A 16,433-nucleotide genomic window follows, 5' to 3' on the forward strand; every position below is an offset into this window, starting at 1 on the left:
CTCCTGCTGTATGTGAACTTGAAGGTCCAATCATGACGGGACCGATTATATCGAATGCAGATCTGTATTTCATCGTGATATGCCCCTTTTCTGGCAAAATATTTTTTAAACGGCCTTTCATTATGCCGCTTTTTGTTCTTCATTCACCCTTATTTCTGAAACGGTCCTGATCTTATAATTCTTGAACACGATCGAACCAAGGAAACCAACCGTTACTCCAACAACTGCACATATTCCAGCTGTGATAAGTCACCTTTACAGGGTCATTGAAACCGTACAAAACTTCCGACCCTGCGATAGGTGTGGTCGTCCCGGTTACATTATGGGTCAGAAGCAGCAAAAGCTTTAAAAGACGAGAAAGGCGGTAGAGCGCGTCAATGCTAAAAAAGGCGAAAAAGGTAAAGTACATTTCGATCTTACAATGCTTGTTTATATTGATAATCCTCCGAAATTGGCAGTGAATCGCCTCAATCAAAAATGCACAAGATGAATCAAGCTGTTATTCGTTTAAGTAAACGAAGGAAACCTTTTATGGAATTGTTTCAATTATAATAGAGATTGAAATGTGGATATTAATATAGGAATAGGTATATAAAGTAATGATGTCCCGTTTGAGATATGACAAAATGCTCCCAAGGTCGAGGATTTTGTCGTCTGCTCTAATAGAATTAGTAGAGAAAAATCTCTAAAAATATTGTAAAGTTTATTTCCTATCTTTAAAGCATCATAAGATTGTATTCAATCAAACACGATTGTTTTATTCCCATGAATAATAACTCTATCTTCAATATGCCAAGAAACAGCTTGGGCAAGAACCTGTCTTTCCACATGACTCCCGGTAACCTTTAATTCTTCGATTGTATGTCTATGATTAACCCGCTTTACATCTTGCTGAATAATAGGTCCTTCATCAAGATCATTCGTAACATAATGAGCAGTTGCTCCAATTAACTTAACACCACGGTTATAGGCTCTCGCATAAGGATTTGCACCGACAAACGCCGGTAAGAAAGAATGATGAATGTTAATAATTTGATTTGGGAACTCCGAAACAAATGCAGGGGAAAGAATTTGCATATATCTAGCCAAGGCAATAAAGTCTACTTTACCTTTCAATAGATCTAGTGCTTTTTGTTCTGCTTGTTGCTTCGTTTCATGAGCTAAAGGAATATGATAATAAGGGATGCCATAACTTTCTACTATGTTTTTTAAATCAGGATGATTACTGATCACCATCGGAATTTCCACTGGAAGTTCATTCGATTTCCAACGCCATATAAGCTCCATAAGACAGTGATCCATTTTGGATACAAAGATGGCCATTCGCTTTCTTTTATTATTACCGCTTAAGCTCCATTCCATCGCATAAGCCTGGGCCAGCACATGTAAGTCCTCTTCAAGTTTTGCATAGGAAGCATCAAAGTCGTTTAAATCGAATTCGATCCTCATAAAAAACATACCAGCTTGTGGATCCGTCGTATGTTGGTCAAAATGAACAACATTTGCTCTGCTTTCTAATAATAGGTTAGATACAGCCGAGATAATACCTGGTTTCTCTGGACAAGATATTAATAATTTAGCTCGGTTAACATTCACTTCTTTATACAATGGTCTCTCACCATCCTTAGATTTGTAATTAAAATATGTAAAAACTTTCGAATTCAGAATGCTGTCTAAACTCAACCGCTATAGGGGAAGCGGTTGTCAGAAAAAAACTTTAAGGTCTATCGCCCCCATCAACGTAGTTCAAGATTGCTAGAAATGATATTGTAGTAACGGCATTGTTCGGACATAACCAGTTTTCATAGTGAAACTACTTGATACTTAATACCATGCTTCTCCCACCTATCATACATATGGTTCGCCTCTCCCCTAAAGGAATAAGTATTCAACTCTTCTTTTACTATCTTCATATCTATGAGTGTATTTCCTTACCATATACAGCTAGGGCAGCTTCCCCAATTGCTTCCGCTAATGTAGGGTGAGGGTGTATCGTATGCGCAATATCCATAGCTGTTGCATTTAATACTCGTGCAAGACCAGCTTCTGAAATCATATCGGTTACATGAGGCCCAACCATATGCGCTCCTAACAACTTACTAGACTCTTCTTCAACAACGAGTTTGACAAAACCGTCTGATTCACCAAAAACAAGAGCCTTTCCAATCGCACGGAAGGGAAACTTCCCTGTTTTTACTTGATACCCTTTCTCCTTCGCATCCTCTTCTGTTAAGCCAACACTAGCTACCTCCGGGTTACTGTATATGCATTTTGAAACAAGAGATTGATCAAGTGGCACAGGGTTTTCTCCTGCCATATGTTCAATTGCGATGATCCCTTCATGTGAAGCAACATGGGCAAGCTGTAATCCTCCAATCACATCTCCAATTGCATAAATGTTTGGCTCATTCGTTTGATAATACTCATTTGTTTGAATAACATGTTCGACTTCAACTTTGGTATTTTCAAGGTGAATGCCTTCTATGTTTGCTAATCTTCCGACAGATACTAATAATTTTTCTGCTGAAAATGTCGTGTCTTTCCCTTTATATTCCGCCTTTAAAGAGACACCATCACCTTTTTCTAACGATTCTGGAAGCACCTTTGCCCCTGTTACGATTTTCACACCTTTTTTCTTCATTAGTCGCTGTACTTCCTTTGAAATATCTTTATCTTCCGTCGGTAAAATGCGCTCGGCATACTCAATCACAGTCACTTCTAACCCAAAGTCAATAAGCATCGAAGCCCATTCTATTCCAATAACACCGCCGCCGACAATAATGATGGAATTTGGGAGCTCTTTCATTTGTAGCGCTTCATCCGATGTCATCACATATTCGCCATCCGCTTCTAGGCCGGGTAATGTCCTTGGACGAGATCCTGTAGCTATTAAAATATTTCGAGAGCTTAATATTGTTTCCCGTTCATCATTATTCAACCTCACTAAAACATCTCTTGACTGTAAAATACTTCCTTTCCCTTCGAACACATCTATTTTCCCTTTTTTCATTAAATGTTGTACACCTTTAAATAAGCGTTCAGTAATTTCTTCTTTCCTGGCCCGTACTTTTGAGAAGTCCAGGCCAACTTCCGGTGCAATAACACCAAATTTATCTGCATTTTTTGCATTCGAATATACCTCTGCACTCCTTAATAATGCTTTACTTGGAATACAACCTGCATGAAGGCATGTTCCACCAAGTTTACCTTGTTCAACTACCGCCGTTTTTAATCCTAATTGAGTCGCACGAATGGCCGCAACATATCCACCGGTGCCGCCACCGATGATAACAACGTCATATTTTTGATTCACCTAATACTTCCCCCTTTTGTTTTCATAACCATAGTGATATAAACTCTAAGAAAACAACTAACTTATTAAACACGATCCATTCTATATAATAGGTAAACGATCACGATACTTTAATTTATTTCAATGGCACATGCATTGGATGCAAAGCTTTCTCCAACAATAAAGCCACTATCTTCTATATAATCAATTTGTGTTTCTTCATCTAAATAGCGTTTTGTAAAATGATCTAATCTAAGCTGAACTCCCTCATATTCAATAATTACATCATTTCTGCGGGGCTCGTCCAATAAGAGGGAGAACTTCACCGACACCCCGCAGCCGCCGGCAATATCAGCGTCAATGCGAGGAATTTGCGCACCCTTACATGTCATTTCCTTCAGTTTATTCATGGCTGCTTCTGTTATCTTTATTTTGACTATCATCTGATTCTCCCCTTTCTTAATGGTTTATTGAAAAAATGGTTAGGCATTAACCTTAGTTGCACGAACTTGTTCATCTGCATGATAAGAGGAGCGAACAAGCGGACCGGCTTCACAATGACTGAACCCTTTTGACATGGCAATGTTTTTCAGTTCTTCAAACTCTTCTGGACTCCAATATTTTTCGACCTTCAAATGTCGTTTTGTCGGCTGCAAATATTGACCAATAGTCATGATGTCAACATCGTTAGCACGAAGATCATACATTGTTTCAATAATTTCTTCTTTTGTTTCTCCTAGACCAATCATAATGCTTGATTTCGTAGGGATAGTGGAATTCATTTGCTTTGCCCGCCTTAAAAACTCTAATGAACGTTCGTATGTTGCACGTGCACGAACTTTTTGGGATAAGCGTTTAACTGTTTCAATGTTGTGATTCAAAATGTCTGGCCTTGTATCCATTAATGTTTTTAAGTTGTCATATTCCCCATTCAGATCCGAGGGGAGAACTTCAATGCTGCAAAATGGATTTTGCCGCCTCACTGCCTTTACAGTTTCTGCAAACACCTCTGCTCCGCCGTCTTTTAAATCATCACGAGCGACAGCGGTAATCACCACATGTTTTAGGTTCATTTGCTTTACTGATTCTGCAACACGTTCGGGCTCTTCCCAATCAAGTTCTGATGGTAGCCCTGTTTGAACTGCACAGAACCTGCAAGCCCGGGTACATACACTTCCTAAAATCATGAAAGTTGCCGTTTTTCGTACCGCCCAGCATTCATGAATATTAGGACATCTTGCTTCTTCACAAACAGTATGAAGTTTTTTTTCACGCATCATTTTCTTTAAGCCTGTATATTGTTCATTCGTATTTAATTTAATTTTTAGCCATTCTGGTTTACGAAGATCAGTGATGGACATTTTATTTCTCACTCCTATGAGCAGATGTAATTTTAGCTTTAAAGAGGTTGTTCCATAGGCCAAAAAAAAGACCGATAGAGTTTCTCCGTTGCTCTGTCTTTTTAGTTCTCAAGACTATTTTCTCATTCCGCCTCTTGGCACTTTTTTCATCCTTTATAAACACGCTTATATGAACCACCTTGGATGAAATATTGAGATTCTTGTCTTTATAATCCATCCTTGGTGGTTCATGTTCATTCAATCATTCATTTATGACGTTACCGTTGCTTCCTTTACTACTAGTACTTCTTCTTTGGAATAACGCAAGATAGGTTGTCTAGCCGCTTGTACCTCATCCAATCGCCCAATCACTGTAGTATGTGGTGCTTCCAAAACAACCCCTGGGTTTTCTTCCACTTCTTTGGCAATTGTAATCATTACCTCCGCAAATGCATCGAGTGTTTCTTTCGACTCTGTTTCTGTCGGTTCAATCATCAAACATTCCTCAACATTTAACGGGAAATAGATGGTCGGCGGATGATAGCCGAAATCTAGCAGGCGTTTTGCCATATCAAGCGTTCTTACACCCAGCTTTTTCTGTCTGGATCCGGATAGGACAAATTCATGCTTGCAAATTTGTAAATATGGCGCTTCAAAGTATGGCTCCAATCTTTTACGAAGGTAATTAGCATGAAGCACGGCACTTTCTGATACTTGGCGAAGCCCTTCAGGCCCCATCGTGCGAATATAAGTATACGCCCGCAAGAGAATTCCGAAGTTTCCATAATACCCTTTTACCCTTCCGATAGAGTGCGAATAATTAGCGTTCAGCACATATTTATCACCTTCTTTTTCTATGCGCGGAACTGGCAAGTATGGAGTAAGTTTCTCTTTCACACCGACAGGACCTGCCCCTGGACCGCCACCTCCATGAGGAGTCGTAAATGTTTTGTGAAGATTTAAGTGCACGATGTCAAAGCCCATTTGACCTGGTGTTGTTTTACCTAAAATGGCATTGGCATTCGCTCCGTCATAATATAATAGGCCCCCTGCTTCATGAACAACCTGAGCGATTTCCACTATTTCTTTTTCAAAAAGTCCAAGAGTATTCGGATTCGTCAACATTAGCGCAGCTGTATCAGATCCTACATGTTTCTTTAATTCTTCTAGGTCGACTAATCCATTTTTATCGGATGGAATCGTGATCGTTTGAAAACCAGCAACACTTGCACTTGCAGGATTTGTACCGTGCGCTGAGTCTGGAACAAGTACTTTCGTTCTGGTTTCGCCTTTTTCAGCATGATACGCCTTAACCATCATTAAACCTGTCCATTCCCCTTGAGCCCCAGCTGATGGCTGTAATGTTACAGCATCCATTCCTGTAATGACGGCTAGCTCTTCCTGTAATTCATATAAAACTTCTAATGCACCCTGTACTGTTTCAACGGGCTGATAGGGATGAATGCGGCTAAAGCCTTCCAAACGTGCCACATCTTCATTTATTTTCGGGTTGTACTTCATCGTGCAAGAACCCAGTGGATAGAATCCATTATCGATTCCATGGTTTTTATTAGAGAGCGCTGTGTAATGGCGAACAAGCTGCAACTCTGATACTTCTGGGAGCTCTGCAGGTTCGTCACGGATTAAATGCTTTGGGAATTTTTCATTTGTATCAACATAGTCAACGTCACTATCCGGAATACTTGAACCTACCCGTCCTGGACGACTTATTTCAAAAATTAACTCATTATATTCAACCATTTACAATCGCCTCCAAAGCATCAACAAATTGGTCAATTTCTTCTTTTGTTCGCTGCTCAGTCACAGCTAGCAGCATTTTATTTTCAAAACCGTAATCACTTTCTAAATCAAATCCACCGATAATCCCGGCCTTAAGAAGTTTTGCATTGACTTCCTTTACCGAACGTGGAAGCCCGACAACAAACTCATTGAAGAATGGTGCCTCATTGATTATGGTATAGCCCTTCTGTTCTAGAGTTTTCGCCATGTAATCAGCTTTCTCAATGTTTAGCTGTGCCATTTGACGAATCCCTTGCTTTCCAAGTGATGTCATACAAATAGAAGAGGCAAGAGCATTTAATGCCTGGTTGGAACAAATATTCGATGAAGCTTTATCACGGCGAATATGCTGTTCACGTGCTTGAAGTGTTAACACAAATCCACGCTGTCCTTTTTCATCTGCTGTTTGGCCTACAATTCGTCCTGGGATTTTGCGCATGAGTTTTTTATTTACCGCAAAATAGCCGCAGTGTGGACCGCCAAAGGACATCGGGATTCCTAATGGCTGCATATCACCGATCACAATATCTGCCCCAAGTTTCCCAGGAGCCTGCAAGAGTGCTAGTGCAAGGGGATTGGCGCTTACGATTAAAAGGGCACCTTTTTCTTCCGCAATTTTCTTAATTGCTTTTATATCCTCAATGGAACCGAAGAAATTTGGATATTGAACAATAACGGCAGCAGTGTCCTTATCAATTTGTTCTTGCAGCTTCCCTAAATCTGTAACGTCATCAGCTAGGTTTACTTCCTCAGCTGTGTATCCCGGACCTCCTGCTACTGTATGTAAAATAGCACGGGATTCAGGATGTACCGCTTTGGAAACAAGAACTTTCGAACGTCTCGTAGCTGCAACTGCAAGTGATGCAGCTTCTGCAAGCGATGTAAAACCATCGTACATGGAAGAGTTAGCCACATCCATTCCTGTCAACTCACAGACCATCGTTTGAAATTCAAAAATTGCTTGTAATTCACCTTGACTGATTTCCGGTTGATAAGGTGTATAGGCCGTGTAAAATTCGGAGCGTGAAATCATATGGTTCACCACACTTGGAATGTAGTGATCATATGTACCCGCACCGAGGAAAGTCGGATAATGATTCGCATTTTTGTTTTTTGTAGCAAGCTGGTTCATTCTTTTCAAAAGAAGCGGTTCAGGAACCGCCTTTGGGATGTTTAGCTCACCCTGCAGTCTGATTTCAGCTGGAATATCTTCAAATAACTCATCTATAGAAGAAATATTTAAAAATGTGAGCATCTCATCTTGGTCTTGTTTCGTATCAGGAAGGTATCTATAAGTGGCTGTCATATTATTCCTCTCCTTCATTAGTAAATGCTTGATACTCATCTTCGTTTAAAAGTGAGTCTAATTCTTCTGGATTGGACATTTCTACTTCGACTAACCACCCTGCTTCAAATGGATGCTCGTTAATCGTCTCTGGAGCGCCTTCTAACTCTTCGTTTACAGTAACTACTGTACCTGAAACAGGGGAGTAAAGTTCGGAAACTGCTTTAACTGACTCAATCGTTCCCATCGATTCATTGACAGTTACTTCATCATCAATCGTTGGATTTTCAACAAAGACGATATCACCTAACGCCTTTTGTGCATAATCCGAGATTCCAATACGAACACGGTTTCCTTCTAATTGTTGCACCCACTCATGTTCTTTGCTATATCGAAAACTTGATAATAATTTCGTCATTGTATTTTCCCCTTTTCTTTTCTTTTTGTTTTTTTATTTTTTCATAATTCAGAATATATTTTAGGTGATTTTACTCTTAGGTAGTCGATTCCAGGCTGCATGCAAGGTAACGGAAAGCGACACATGAAAACTACACGATAACTCTATTAAATTATTTCCGCTTACCTTTTGTAGAATGGTGCATTAACAATAACGGCTTCAATCTGTTTATTTCGGATTTCCACTTTTATCGGCGTCCCCACTTCAGCTTGATTGGCTGATACCAAGGCAAGACCTAAGCTTTTCTTCAAAGATGGTGATTGAGTTCCTGATGTAACAATACCTATTTCCTCTCCATCTTTAGAAATTACCTTGTAACCATGACGCGGAATCCCCCGGCCTGTTACTTCAATCCCTACTAATTTTCGTTTTAATCCAGTTTCTTTTTGTTCTGTAAGAGCAGATTTTCCGATAAAGTCACTTTCTTTGTTCGTCTTTACGACAAAGCCGATTCCTGCTTCAAGCGGGCTGATATCGTTACTTAGTTCTTGGCTATAGAGTGCAAGACGTGCTTCCAGCCGAAGCGTGTCCCGTGCACCAAGTCCGCATGGTTTTAATCCACTCGTGGCTCCTGCTTCTAAGATCTTTTCCCAGAGTGCTACCGCTTTGTCTGCAGATAAATAAAGTTCATATCCATTTTCTCCTGTGTAACCTGTACGGGATACAAGTACGTCAGTAATCCCCGAGATGTTGACATGTTGGGCGAATTTAAAAGAACCAATTTCTGATAAATCAATTTCCGTTAACTTTTGCAAAATGCTTTCTGCCTTTGGTCCTTGGATGGCAAGCTGAGCGATGTCTTCCGAAATATTTTGGAGCTCCATCTCTCCTTTTACATGCTGCTTCATCCATTCGTAATCTTTCTCAATGTTTGCAGCATTAATGACAAGTAAATATTTTTCATTTCCTAATTTATAAACTAATAAATCATCGACCGTTCCACCGTCTGGATAACACATTGCGGTATACTGTGCTTGATTGATGCCAAGCTTTGTTACATCGTTTGTAACAAGGTAGTTAATATAACTCTCGGCATCTTTCCCTTCCACAAGTACTTCTCCCATATGAGAAACATCAAAAAGTCCTGCTTCTGTTCGAACAGCTTCATGCTCTTCTAAAATGCTGGTAAATTGAACCGGTAGAGCCCAGCCACCAAAATTTATAACTTTTGCTTCGTATTTCTTATATACTTCAAAAAGCGGTGTTTGCTTTAATGCTGTTTCAATACCCATGTTCTACCCCCAATTATGATTTTCTGCTAAATAGATGTTCTTTCACCTGTTACCGGTTACTTTCATTGCCAGGATTCCAAAAGACATATCTCGAAGGATCCTTGGTAAATCTTTTATACAAAGCTTGAATAATCTCATTACAATGCGGCTCTCAATCCCTGTAAGGGACATGTCGGCTACTGAAGATGTAAAGGAGGTTCCAATCACATTCAGCTTGATGGAAGGAACTTCAACATGTACGACTTGATCACAAATCAATCGTGAAATTCAATGCAATGTCTTTCGTTTCACGGCTTTCTTTGGAGTTCCTCAACTCAACGATTGTCCCAGCTGCCATGGCCGTTGCTCAGTTAATCTGCCCCTTTCATTACACAGTGGTTGGCTGTTGAAATAACGGATAAACATCACAAATCTCTTTGGTTGTTTCTCTTGCTTTCTGAAGAACGTCTTTATTACCTTTACTCTTTAGAACGGTTGCAATCACTTCACCAATTTTCACCATCTCTTTCCTCTTCATGCCTCGAGTTGTTAAAGCTGCTGTCCCCATTCGGATACCGCTCGTAACAAAGGGCTTTTCTGGATCATAGGGAATCGTATTTTTATTAACAGTAATGCCCGCGTCTTCTAATAATTTCTCCGCTTCTTTTCCTGTTAAATTCCACGGACGCAAATCTAAAAGGACAATATGATTATCTGTTCCACCAGAAACAAGGGCTGCACCTTCATTTTTTAATGTTTCTCCAAGTGTTGCAGCATTTTCAATGACTTGTTTCGCATAATCCTTAAAGCTTGGTTGTAAAGCCTCGTTGAAAGCAACTGCTTTTGCTGCAATGATATGCATTAGTGGACCGCCTTGAATTCCTGGGAATACGGATTTATTAATCGCTTTAATCATTACCTCATCATTCGTTAAAATGATTCCCCCCCGCGGTCCTCTTAATGTTTTATGTGTTGTACTTGTCACAACATCTGCATATGGGATTGGGGATGGGTGAAGACCAGCAGCCACCAGTCCGGCTATATGAGCCATATCCACCATAAGTTTTGCACCAACTTGATCAGCTATTTCTCTAAAACGTGCAAAATTAATCGTTCTTGGATAGGCACTTGTCCCTGCAATAATCAATTTAGGTTGTTCTTTCTTTGCGATAGCTTCCAACTCATCATAATCAATTAACTGAGTATCTTTTCTAACTCCATAAGACACAACTTCAAACCATTTTCCTGAAACGCTGACTGGACTTCCATGAGTTAAGTGGCCACCATGTGAAAGGTTCATTCCCATCACCTTATCACCAGGCTGAAGCAGTGCGAAAAAAACTGCGAAATTGGCTTGTGCACCTGAGTGAGGCTGAACATTTGCATATTTGGCACCAAAAAGTTTTGTTAAGCGCTCAATAGCTGCTTGTTCTGCCACATCGACAAATTCACATCCACCATAATAGCGCTTTCCTGGATAACCTTCTGCATATTTATTTGTCATCACGCTTCCCATGGCTTCTAATACATCAGGGCTAACAAAGTTTTCTGATGCAATCAATTCCAGTGTTTGATGTTGACGTTGTCCTTCCTTCTCAATCGCTTCAAAAATGGTTGAATCATTTTGTTGTAAACTCATTTTATTTTCCTCCTAAACGTTATTGCTGAATTTTTACTCAATTCTGAATTTTAACACGGTACTAGACACTAAAGCTTCTTTCCCGCTACAAGCCTACTTTTCTATGAAAACTGTTAAAAACAGTATGCTTTACAACCTTTTTTGCACGCAAAAAAGGACAGAAAAGGGTCGTAGCGTTCTCTACCCTTCTCTGTCCTTTTACCTGAGAGTTTAGCTCCATTTTTTAATAGAGCCTTTCCCCTTTGGTGGCGTATATGTTTATACGCGCTCTCCAGAGGTGCGTCCATTTGTGGTTCCATCTACCTGAGAGATTTGTTCCAAGGGTCTTTTTGGAACTTGCTCCTTCGGTGGCTTGTCGCTTGCACTCTCCCACAACTGTCATCCGCTTATTCAATTTGGTACATTTAGAATAGTTGTTGATAATAATTATGTCAAGCATTTTTGAAAGCGCTAACAAAACTATTCTAAAATATTTTTTCAAATTATAATATGATCATCCAGATATCTTAAAGCTTTTTATAACGGAGATTTTTTTCTCACCGAGTTGGAAAATATGGAGCGTCAGCTATCTGGACAAACACCGTTAATAGAATCAAAAGGGTTTCTTGCCTTTTAATTCCCCGCTACCTCTCTCTGATTCGCCTGTTCTACCTTCGTTTTGCGCACCTTATAAATCGCAATCAGCATAATAAACCAAACAGGAGTTACGAATAAGGCAACACGAGTATCGTTCGCAAGTGCAAGAACAACAAGGACGAATGTTAGGAAAGCAAGGATCAAGTAATTGGAAAATGGATAAAGTGGTAATTTAAATTTGTTCTTTTTCACTAGATCTGGTCTTGTTTTACGATATTTCAAATGGCTGATGACTGTAATTCCCCAAATATAGATGAAACATACTGTAGAAATACTTGTAATTAAGGTAAATACTCCTTCAGCCATTAAATAGTTCAAAACAACGGAAATTAAAATGACAACAGTTGAAAAGAGCAATGCATTGGAAGGCACTTTACGGTCATTAAGTTTTGCAAACGGTACAGGTGCATTTTTATCTTTGGCAAGTGAGTATACCATCCGGCTTGTACTGAAGATTGCGCTGTTACATGCAGAAGCAGCCGATGTAAGGACGACAAAATTGACGATACCAGCAGCTCCAGCGATACCTACAGCCACAAATACTTGGACAAATGGGCTTTCCGTTGGGATGATTGCGTTCCACGGATAAACACTCATTATGACAATAAGTGCGCCAATGTAGAAAATTATAATCCGAATAGGAATATTATTGATCGCTTTGGGGATAACTTTTTCAGGATCTTCAGTTTCACCTGCTGTTAGTCCTACAAGTTCAATGCCAACAAACGCAAACACTACCATCTGGAATGAGAGGACAAAACCATTTATTCCATTTGGGAACATACCTTCATGACTCCATAGATTCGTGAAACTTGCTGCGCCTGAATCAGTGGAAAAGCCTTTAATAATCATGAAAATACCAATAACAATTAGTGCTAGAATAGCTATGACTTTAATTAATGCGAACCAGAATTCCATTTCGCCAAAAAGTTTTACGGTTGCAAGGTTCATAAATAGCAGAATGACAAGAGCAATTAACCCTGGCATCCACTGTGGTACAGAGGGAAACCAATATTGAGTATAAAGACCAACTGCCGTTAAGTCGGCCATTGCGATTGAAATCCAGCAAAACCAGTAGGTCCAGCCGGTTACAAATGCAGCCATATTACCTAAATAGTCTCTTACAAAGTCGACAAAGGAATGATAGTGCAAATTAGATAAGAGTAGTTCTCCAAGTGCGCGCATGATTAAAAAGCAAATGACGCCTGTAATCATGTAAGCAATTAAAATTGATGGCCCGGCTAAATGAATAGATTTTCCTGCTCCAAGAAATAATCCCGTTCCGATTGCCCCACCAATAGCGATGAGTTGTACGTGCCTGTTTTTTAGCCCTCTATCCAACTTTTGTTCCTGCATACGAATTCCCACTTTCTACTTTTATAGGATACTTGGATTTTTTTCCAATAAAGGGTCAGTCCTTCAATGAGTGTGAATTATTAACGTACTGGGGAACTGCCCTACAGATGTAAGCGCTTTCTTGGTTAGGTACTAGATATAGTTTTTTTGAAACAGATCTACCAACCTTTTTGAAAATATGGCGTTAATTGTACAAATCCAAAGATAGACTCATATATCTACAGGTCTTATTGCACCTCCTCTCTTTTTATCTTTCCTAGTACAAAAAGGACAGAGGAAAGATAGGGATTTTCCTACCTTCCTCTGTCCTTTTACCTGAGAGTTTAACTCCTTCGGTGGCCTATGGCTCTCTTCAGAGACGCGTCCAATTGTAGTCCTTTTACCTGAGAGATTAGTCCCCTGCTTTTTAGGGTTTGCTCCTTCGGTGCTAAACAATGTTTAGTCTCTCCCACAATTATCATCCGCTGATATAAAGTTGTTTTAATAGTTGTATATTATCGGGTTTTAATGGATATTTCAATGATTATCTGAAAAAACTTTATTTTCTGAAATTTTAACATAGACAATTTTGAACTTTATGAACAGGTATAATTTAGATGTTATTAGTTGCTTTTCTATGTCGCAAGGAATCCAAACAAGCTTATGTATAAGCGAAACATTTTTACATTTTTCCGATTGACAATACGGCTAAATTTTAAAGATGGGAAAGGACATAATGTCTATAGTTTTAACATAATTGATGTATGGAAAAAGAGAAAATTCGAGACTCGCGAGAATGCTTGCAGCAGTATAGATTGCTTTGGAGCTTCCTCCCTAAGTTCAGCAGTAGATTCAGAAGCTTCCTTTTCTTTAGCAACTTCCTCTTTGTCCCCACCACCTGCTATATTAGCAATGATGATAATTGCTAGAACCCATACCCACGACTTCTTTGGCCTCTTTAGCTTGCTTTTCTTTTCCTTATCCATTTTACCTCATACCCCCTTTACAGTTTCTCAGTCGGACTGTTGTAAACAGAAATAGAATAACATAATTTAGAACAACAAGGTTTAAATTTATCATTACGTATTCATTTTGACTTTCTTTGTTAAATCATAATGTATTCGTACCAAATATAAAAAAGGAGGATTTACGAACCCTTTTATTGTGGAATTTCGGATGAGAGGAAGTTGATGAATATTCCTACGTAGTAAGGTTTACAGTTTTGTCCACATTAAAAAGAAAAGACAAAAACCACATCTTGTTGTCTTTTCAAACTAGGACTTTAATTTAGTTAGCAGCACCTTTTAAAACTGGTTTATAAAGTATGATCAAATCAATACATTACTTTGTTAAAATAACATATTTAGATTGATCAAAACACGCCCTTATTAGAAATTCAATCGAATCATTATTTTATAAAAAGGGTTGATTTATTTGTATTTCCTATTTAATGATAGGTGAAAATTCGTTGTTATCGTTGCATTTTCCATAGGAATAGGCTGGTTAAATTTTTTATTTATAGAAACAGTCTCCCTTACCTCGCACCGTGCATGAAAGTTTCCCTCCACACGGAGCTTTGTCTATCAGCTACAACCAACCTTTATTAGCCTTTCTCGGTAATCGTAATGCTTTTTATGAATAGAATTATCTAATACAGCAAAGCATGTGGTCATCTGTACCGCACCTTAAAAATGATTCTACCCCTAATCTAACCCATAATAACCATAAACAACATATCCTACTGCCTTTGCTGCCACGAGAAGGGCATCTTCATCGATATCAAATTTAGGGTTATGATTAAAATAAGGTTTTTCTACTCCTCTAGGTGTACAAGCAATGTAAAAGAAGCAGGAAGGAATTTTTTCAGCATAGTAAGCAAAGTCTTCAGAAGGCGGCATTGCTGGAAATTCCTTCACTTCTTTAATATCTTTATCATTTGCATTCTTCAGAATCTCAGCAACCTTTCCTGTTAATTCAGGATCATTGTATAGAGGGGGATAGTCATTCGTGTAGGTTAGATCACATGTTACGCCAAATTCTTCTTCAAGTCCTTTTACAAGACGTTTCACTTCTTTTTCAATCGTTGCTTTTGTTTCAACTGTCATATAACGGATATCGCCTTCAAGCTCTACGCTGTCTTTAATGACATTGAATGTTCCTTTTCCGTCAAAAGAACCAATCGTAATCACACCAATATCAAATGGACTTAATCGACGGCTAATAATCGTTTGTGCGGCTGTAACAAAATGGGCACCAGCCACAATGGCATCATTCGCTAGATGTGGTGAGGAACCATGTCCACCTCTACCTTGTATTTTTAATTTCATATAAGCTCTGCCGTTAAAAGAATATCCAGCATGATAACCAACCACTCCTGCTGAATCCATTGGCAGGAGATGGATTCCAAATATATTATCTAAATCGTCAAGCACGCCGGATTCTACAATACTCTTTGCCCCGCCTGGCGGAACTTCTTCCGCATGTTGATGAATAATTTTGATTGTACCTGGAATTTCATCTTTTAATTGAATGAGGCAATCCGCTAAGACTAATAAATAGGCTGTATGACCATCATGGCCACACGCATGCATAACGCCTTCAATTTTTGATTTAAAGGGTACTTCCGTTTCTTCGGCGATTGGAAGCGCATCAAAATCAGCGCGAAGACCGATGTTTTTTCCGGGTTTTCCACCTTTAATGGTCACGATAATTCCGTATCCATTACCTACATTCGATTGAACTTCCACGTCTTTTCCTTTATAGAAATCAATAATATACTCAGCTGTCTGTTCTTCTTTAAAAGATAGCTCAGGATTTTCGTGTAGGTGCCTACGAATTTCAATCATTTCAACTTTACGGGATTCTAGCATATCCATTAAATCACTTTTCATAATCTCTTCATCCTTTCATTATTTTTGAAAATGCCACTAAAGGAGGCGTTTTGCATTTCCATCTACTAATTATTCTGCAATAGGGTTCGGTTGCTACCAGCCGGTGATTTTTTAGAAGCATTAGATGTTTTACCGGCATATTTTGGCATCAAAAGATAATAGATAATATTGAAAGTGCACCGTATATAACGTTTACGATTATACCTATTGAAGCCGTTATTCCAGCGTAAATAGCTGTAGAAATTGCGACGCCGAATATACTGTCAAGTGAGCTTGCCATTTTAGAAACAGCAGCTGCTTCAACGACTTTCTCAGCAGGTTCATTAGATACAGATGTATCTGTTGATGTGATGGGGTCTCATAAATTCCAAGTCCAAATAGCGCAAATCCAATGACGACAATTGTATTAGTAAGGCCAGCTAAAAAGGTTAAGCTCATCGCCGCCACACCTGTCGTAACCAAGGCACCCCAAATCATTATGATTTTGGCCCTGCCTTTTGTAATATTTTCTCTTCTACACGAAACATCTTAAGCACAGCTACTAAAT

At 39.1% G+C, this 16,433-nt stretch carries 13 protein-coding genes, 1 pseudogene and 3 riboswitches; all 14 genes and pseudogenes read right to left on the reverse strand.

From position 1 onward, the window contains the following. Positions 1-73, reverse strand: a pseudogene (locus ACFX4I_RS16655) (L-serine ammonia-lyase, iron-sulfur-dependent subunit beta); the annotation flags it as partial. 665 nt (positions 74-738) lie between these two features. After that, positions 739-1,608: a formyltetrahydrofolate deformylase gene (purU, locus tag ACFX4I_RS16660; protein WP_377421830.1), complete on the reverse strand. Its 870-nt coding sequence runs from the start codon at positions 1,606-1,608 to the stop codon at positions 739-741. Between the two features lie 307 nt (positions 1,609-1,915). Continuing rightward, on the reverse strand, positions 1,916-3,313 hold the full coding sequence (gene lpdA / locus ACFX4I_RS16665) for a dihydrolipoyl dehydrogenase (RefSeq protein ID WP_377421832.1): 1,398 nt from the start codon (positions 3,311-3,313) through the stop codon (positions 1,916-1,918). A 110-nt stretch (positions 3,314-3,423) separates the two neighbouring features. Then, positions 3,424-3,735 (reverse strand): iron-sulfur cluster biosynthesis family protein, encoded by a 312-nt coding sequence (locus tag ACFX4I_RS16670; protein WP_377421834.1) that lies wholly within the window; start codon positions 3,733-3,735, stop codon positions 3,424-3,426. Between the two features lie 39 nt (positions 3,736-3,774). Further along, complete coding sequence (lipA, locus tag ACFX4I_RS16675; protein WP_377421836.1) at positions 3,775-4,653, reverse strand: lipoyl synthase; 879 nt, start codon at positions 4,651-4,653, stop codon at positions 3,775-3,777. A gap of 249 nt (positions 4,654-4,902) precedes the next feature. Beyond that, positions 4,903-6,393, reverse strand: coding sequence for an aminomethyl-transferring glycine dehydrogenase subunit GcvPB (gene gcvPB, locus ACFX4I_RS16680; RefSeq protein WP_377421838.1), 1,491 nt, complete (start codon positions 6,391-6,393; stop codon positions 4,903-4,905). Beyond that, on the reverse strand, positions 6,386-7,738 hold the full coding sequence (gcvPA, locus tag ACFX4I_RS16685) for an aminomethyl-transferring glycine dehydrogenase subunit GcvPA (RefSeq protein WP_377421839.1): 1,353 nt from the start codon (positions 7,736-7,738) through the stop codon (positions 6,386-6,388). Before gcvPA ends, gcvPB begins: the two co-directional genes overlap by 8 nt. Before the next feature lies 1 nt (position 7,739). Further along, a complete protein-coding gene (gcvH, locus tag ACFX4I_RS16690) occupies positions 7,740-8,135 on the reverse strand; it encodes a glycine cleavage system protein GcvH (protein WP_377421841.1) in 396 nt (131 codons plus the stop codon). 161 nt (positions 8,136-8,296) lie between these two features. After that, on the reverse strand, positions 8,297-9,406 hold the full coding sequence (gene gcvT, locus ACFX4I_RS16695) for a glycine cleavage system aminomethyltransferase GcvT (protein ID WP_377421843.1): 1,110 nt from the start codon (positions 9,404-9,406) through the stop codon (positions 8,297-8,299). 367 nt (positions 9,407-9,773) lie between these two features. After that, positions 9,774-11,024: a serine hydroxymethyltransferase gene (gene glyA, locus ACFX4I_RS16700; protein WP_377421845.1), complete on the reverse strand. Its 1,251-nt coding sequence runs from the start codon at positions 11,022-11,024 to the stop codon at positions 9,774-9,776. Positions 11,025-11,204: 180 nt separating this feature from the next. Then, positions 11,205-11,309: riboswitch (glycine riboswitch) on the reverse strand. Positions 11,310-11,636: 327 nt separating this feature from the next. Next, complete coding sequence (locus ACFX4I_RS16705) at positions 11,637-13,016, reverse strand: amino acid permease (protein ID WP_377421847.1); 1,380 nt, start codon at positions 13,014-13,016, stop codon at positions 11,637-11,639. A 301-nt stretch (positions 13,017-13,317) separates the two neighbouring features. Continuing rightward, a riboswitch (glycine riboswitch) is annotated at positions 13,318-13,374 on the reverse strand. Between the two features lie 3 nt (positions 13,375-13,377). Next, a riboswitch (glycine riboswitch) is annotated at positions 13,378-13,477 on the reverse strand. A 258-nt stretch (positions 13,478-13,735) separates the two neighbouring features. Next, entirely contained in the window at positions 13,736-13,981 is a 246-nt protein-coding gene (locus ACFX4I_RS16710; RefSeq protein ID WP_377421849.1) for a hypothetical protein, read from the reverse strand. Between the two features lie 717 nt (positions 13,982-14,698). Beyond that, the gene (locus tag ACFX4I_RS16715; RefSeq protein ID WP_377421851.1) at positions 14,699-15,886 is read right to left on the reverse strand and encodes an amidohydrolase; all 1,188 of its coding nucleotides are present in this window, start codon (positions 15,884-15,886) and stop codon (positions 14,699-14,701) included. Positions 15,887-16,102: 216 nt separating this feature from the next. Continuing rightward, positions 16,103-16,324 carry a hypothetical protein gene (locus tag ACFX4I_RS16720; RefSeq protein ID WP_377421853.1) on the reverse strand — a complete coding sequence of 74 codons (222 nt, stop codon included), beginning with the start codon at positions 16,322-16,324 and terminating at the stop codon, positions 16,103-16,105. Positions 16,325-16,433 lie beyond the last annotated feature (109 nt).

Source organism: Peribacillus sp. YIM B13472, assembly GCF_042788005.1.
GTDB classification, from domain to species: domain Bacteria; phylum Bacillota; class Bacilli; order Bacillales; family DSM-1321; genus Peribacillus; species Peribacillus simplex_E.

Excerpts from the sequence above, each read along its gene's own strand:
- ACFX4I_RS16670 (WP_377421834.1), bottom strand. The coding sequence starts at position 3,735 with ATGATAGTCAAAATAAAGATAACAGAAGCAGCCATGAATAAACTGAAG.
- lipA (WP_377421836.1), bottom strand. The coding sequence starts at position 4,653 with ATGTCCATCACTGATCTTCGTAAACCAGAATGGCTAAAAATTAAATTA.
- gcvPB (WP_377421838.1), bottom strand. The coding sequence starts at position 6,393 with ATGGTTGAATATAATGAGTTAATTTTTGAAATAAGTCGTCCAGGACGG.
- gcvPA (WP_377421839.1), bottom strand. The coding sequence starts at position 7,738 with ATGACAGCCACTTATAGATACCTTCCTGATACGAAACAAGACCAAGAT.
- gcvH (WP_377421841.1), bottom strand. The coding sequence starts at position 8,135 with ATGACGAAATTATTATCAAGTTTTCGATATAGCAAAGAACATGAGTGG.
- gcvT (WP_377421843.1), bottom strand. The coding sequence starts at position 9,406 with ATGGGTATTGAAACAGCATTAAAGCAAACACCGCTTTTTGAAGTATAT.
- glyA (WP_377421845.1), bottom strand. The coding sequence starts at position 11,024 with ATGAGTTTACAACAAAATGATTCAACCATTTTTGAAGCGATTGAGAAG.
- ACFX4I_RS16705 (WP_377421847.1), bottom strand. The coding sequence starts at position 13,016 with ATGCAGGAACAAAAGTTGGATAGAGGGCTAAAAAACAGGCACGTACAA.
- ACFX4I_RS16710 (WP_377421849.1), bottom strand. The coding sequence starts at position 13,981 with ATGGATAAGGAAAAGAAAAGCAAGCTAAAGAGGCCAAAGAAGTCGTGG.
- ACFX4I_RS16715 (WP_377421851.1), bottom strand. The coding sequence starts at position 15,886 with ATGAAAAGTGATTTAATGGATATGCTAGAATCCCGTAAAGTTGAAATG.
- ACFX4I_RS16720 (WP_377421853.1), bottom strand. The coding sequence starts at position 16,324 with ATGAGCTTAACCTTTTTAGCTGGCCTTACTAATACAATTGTCGTCATT.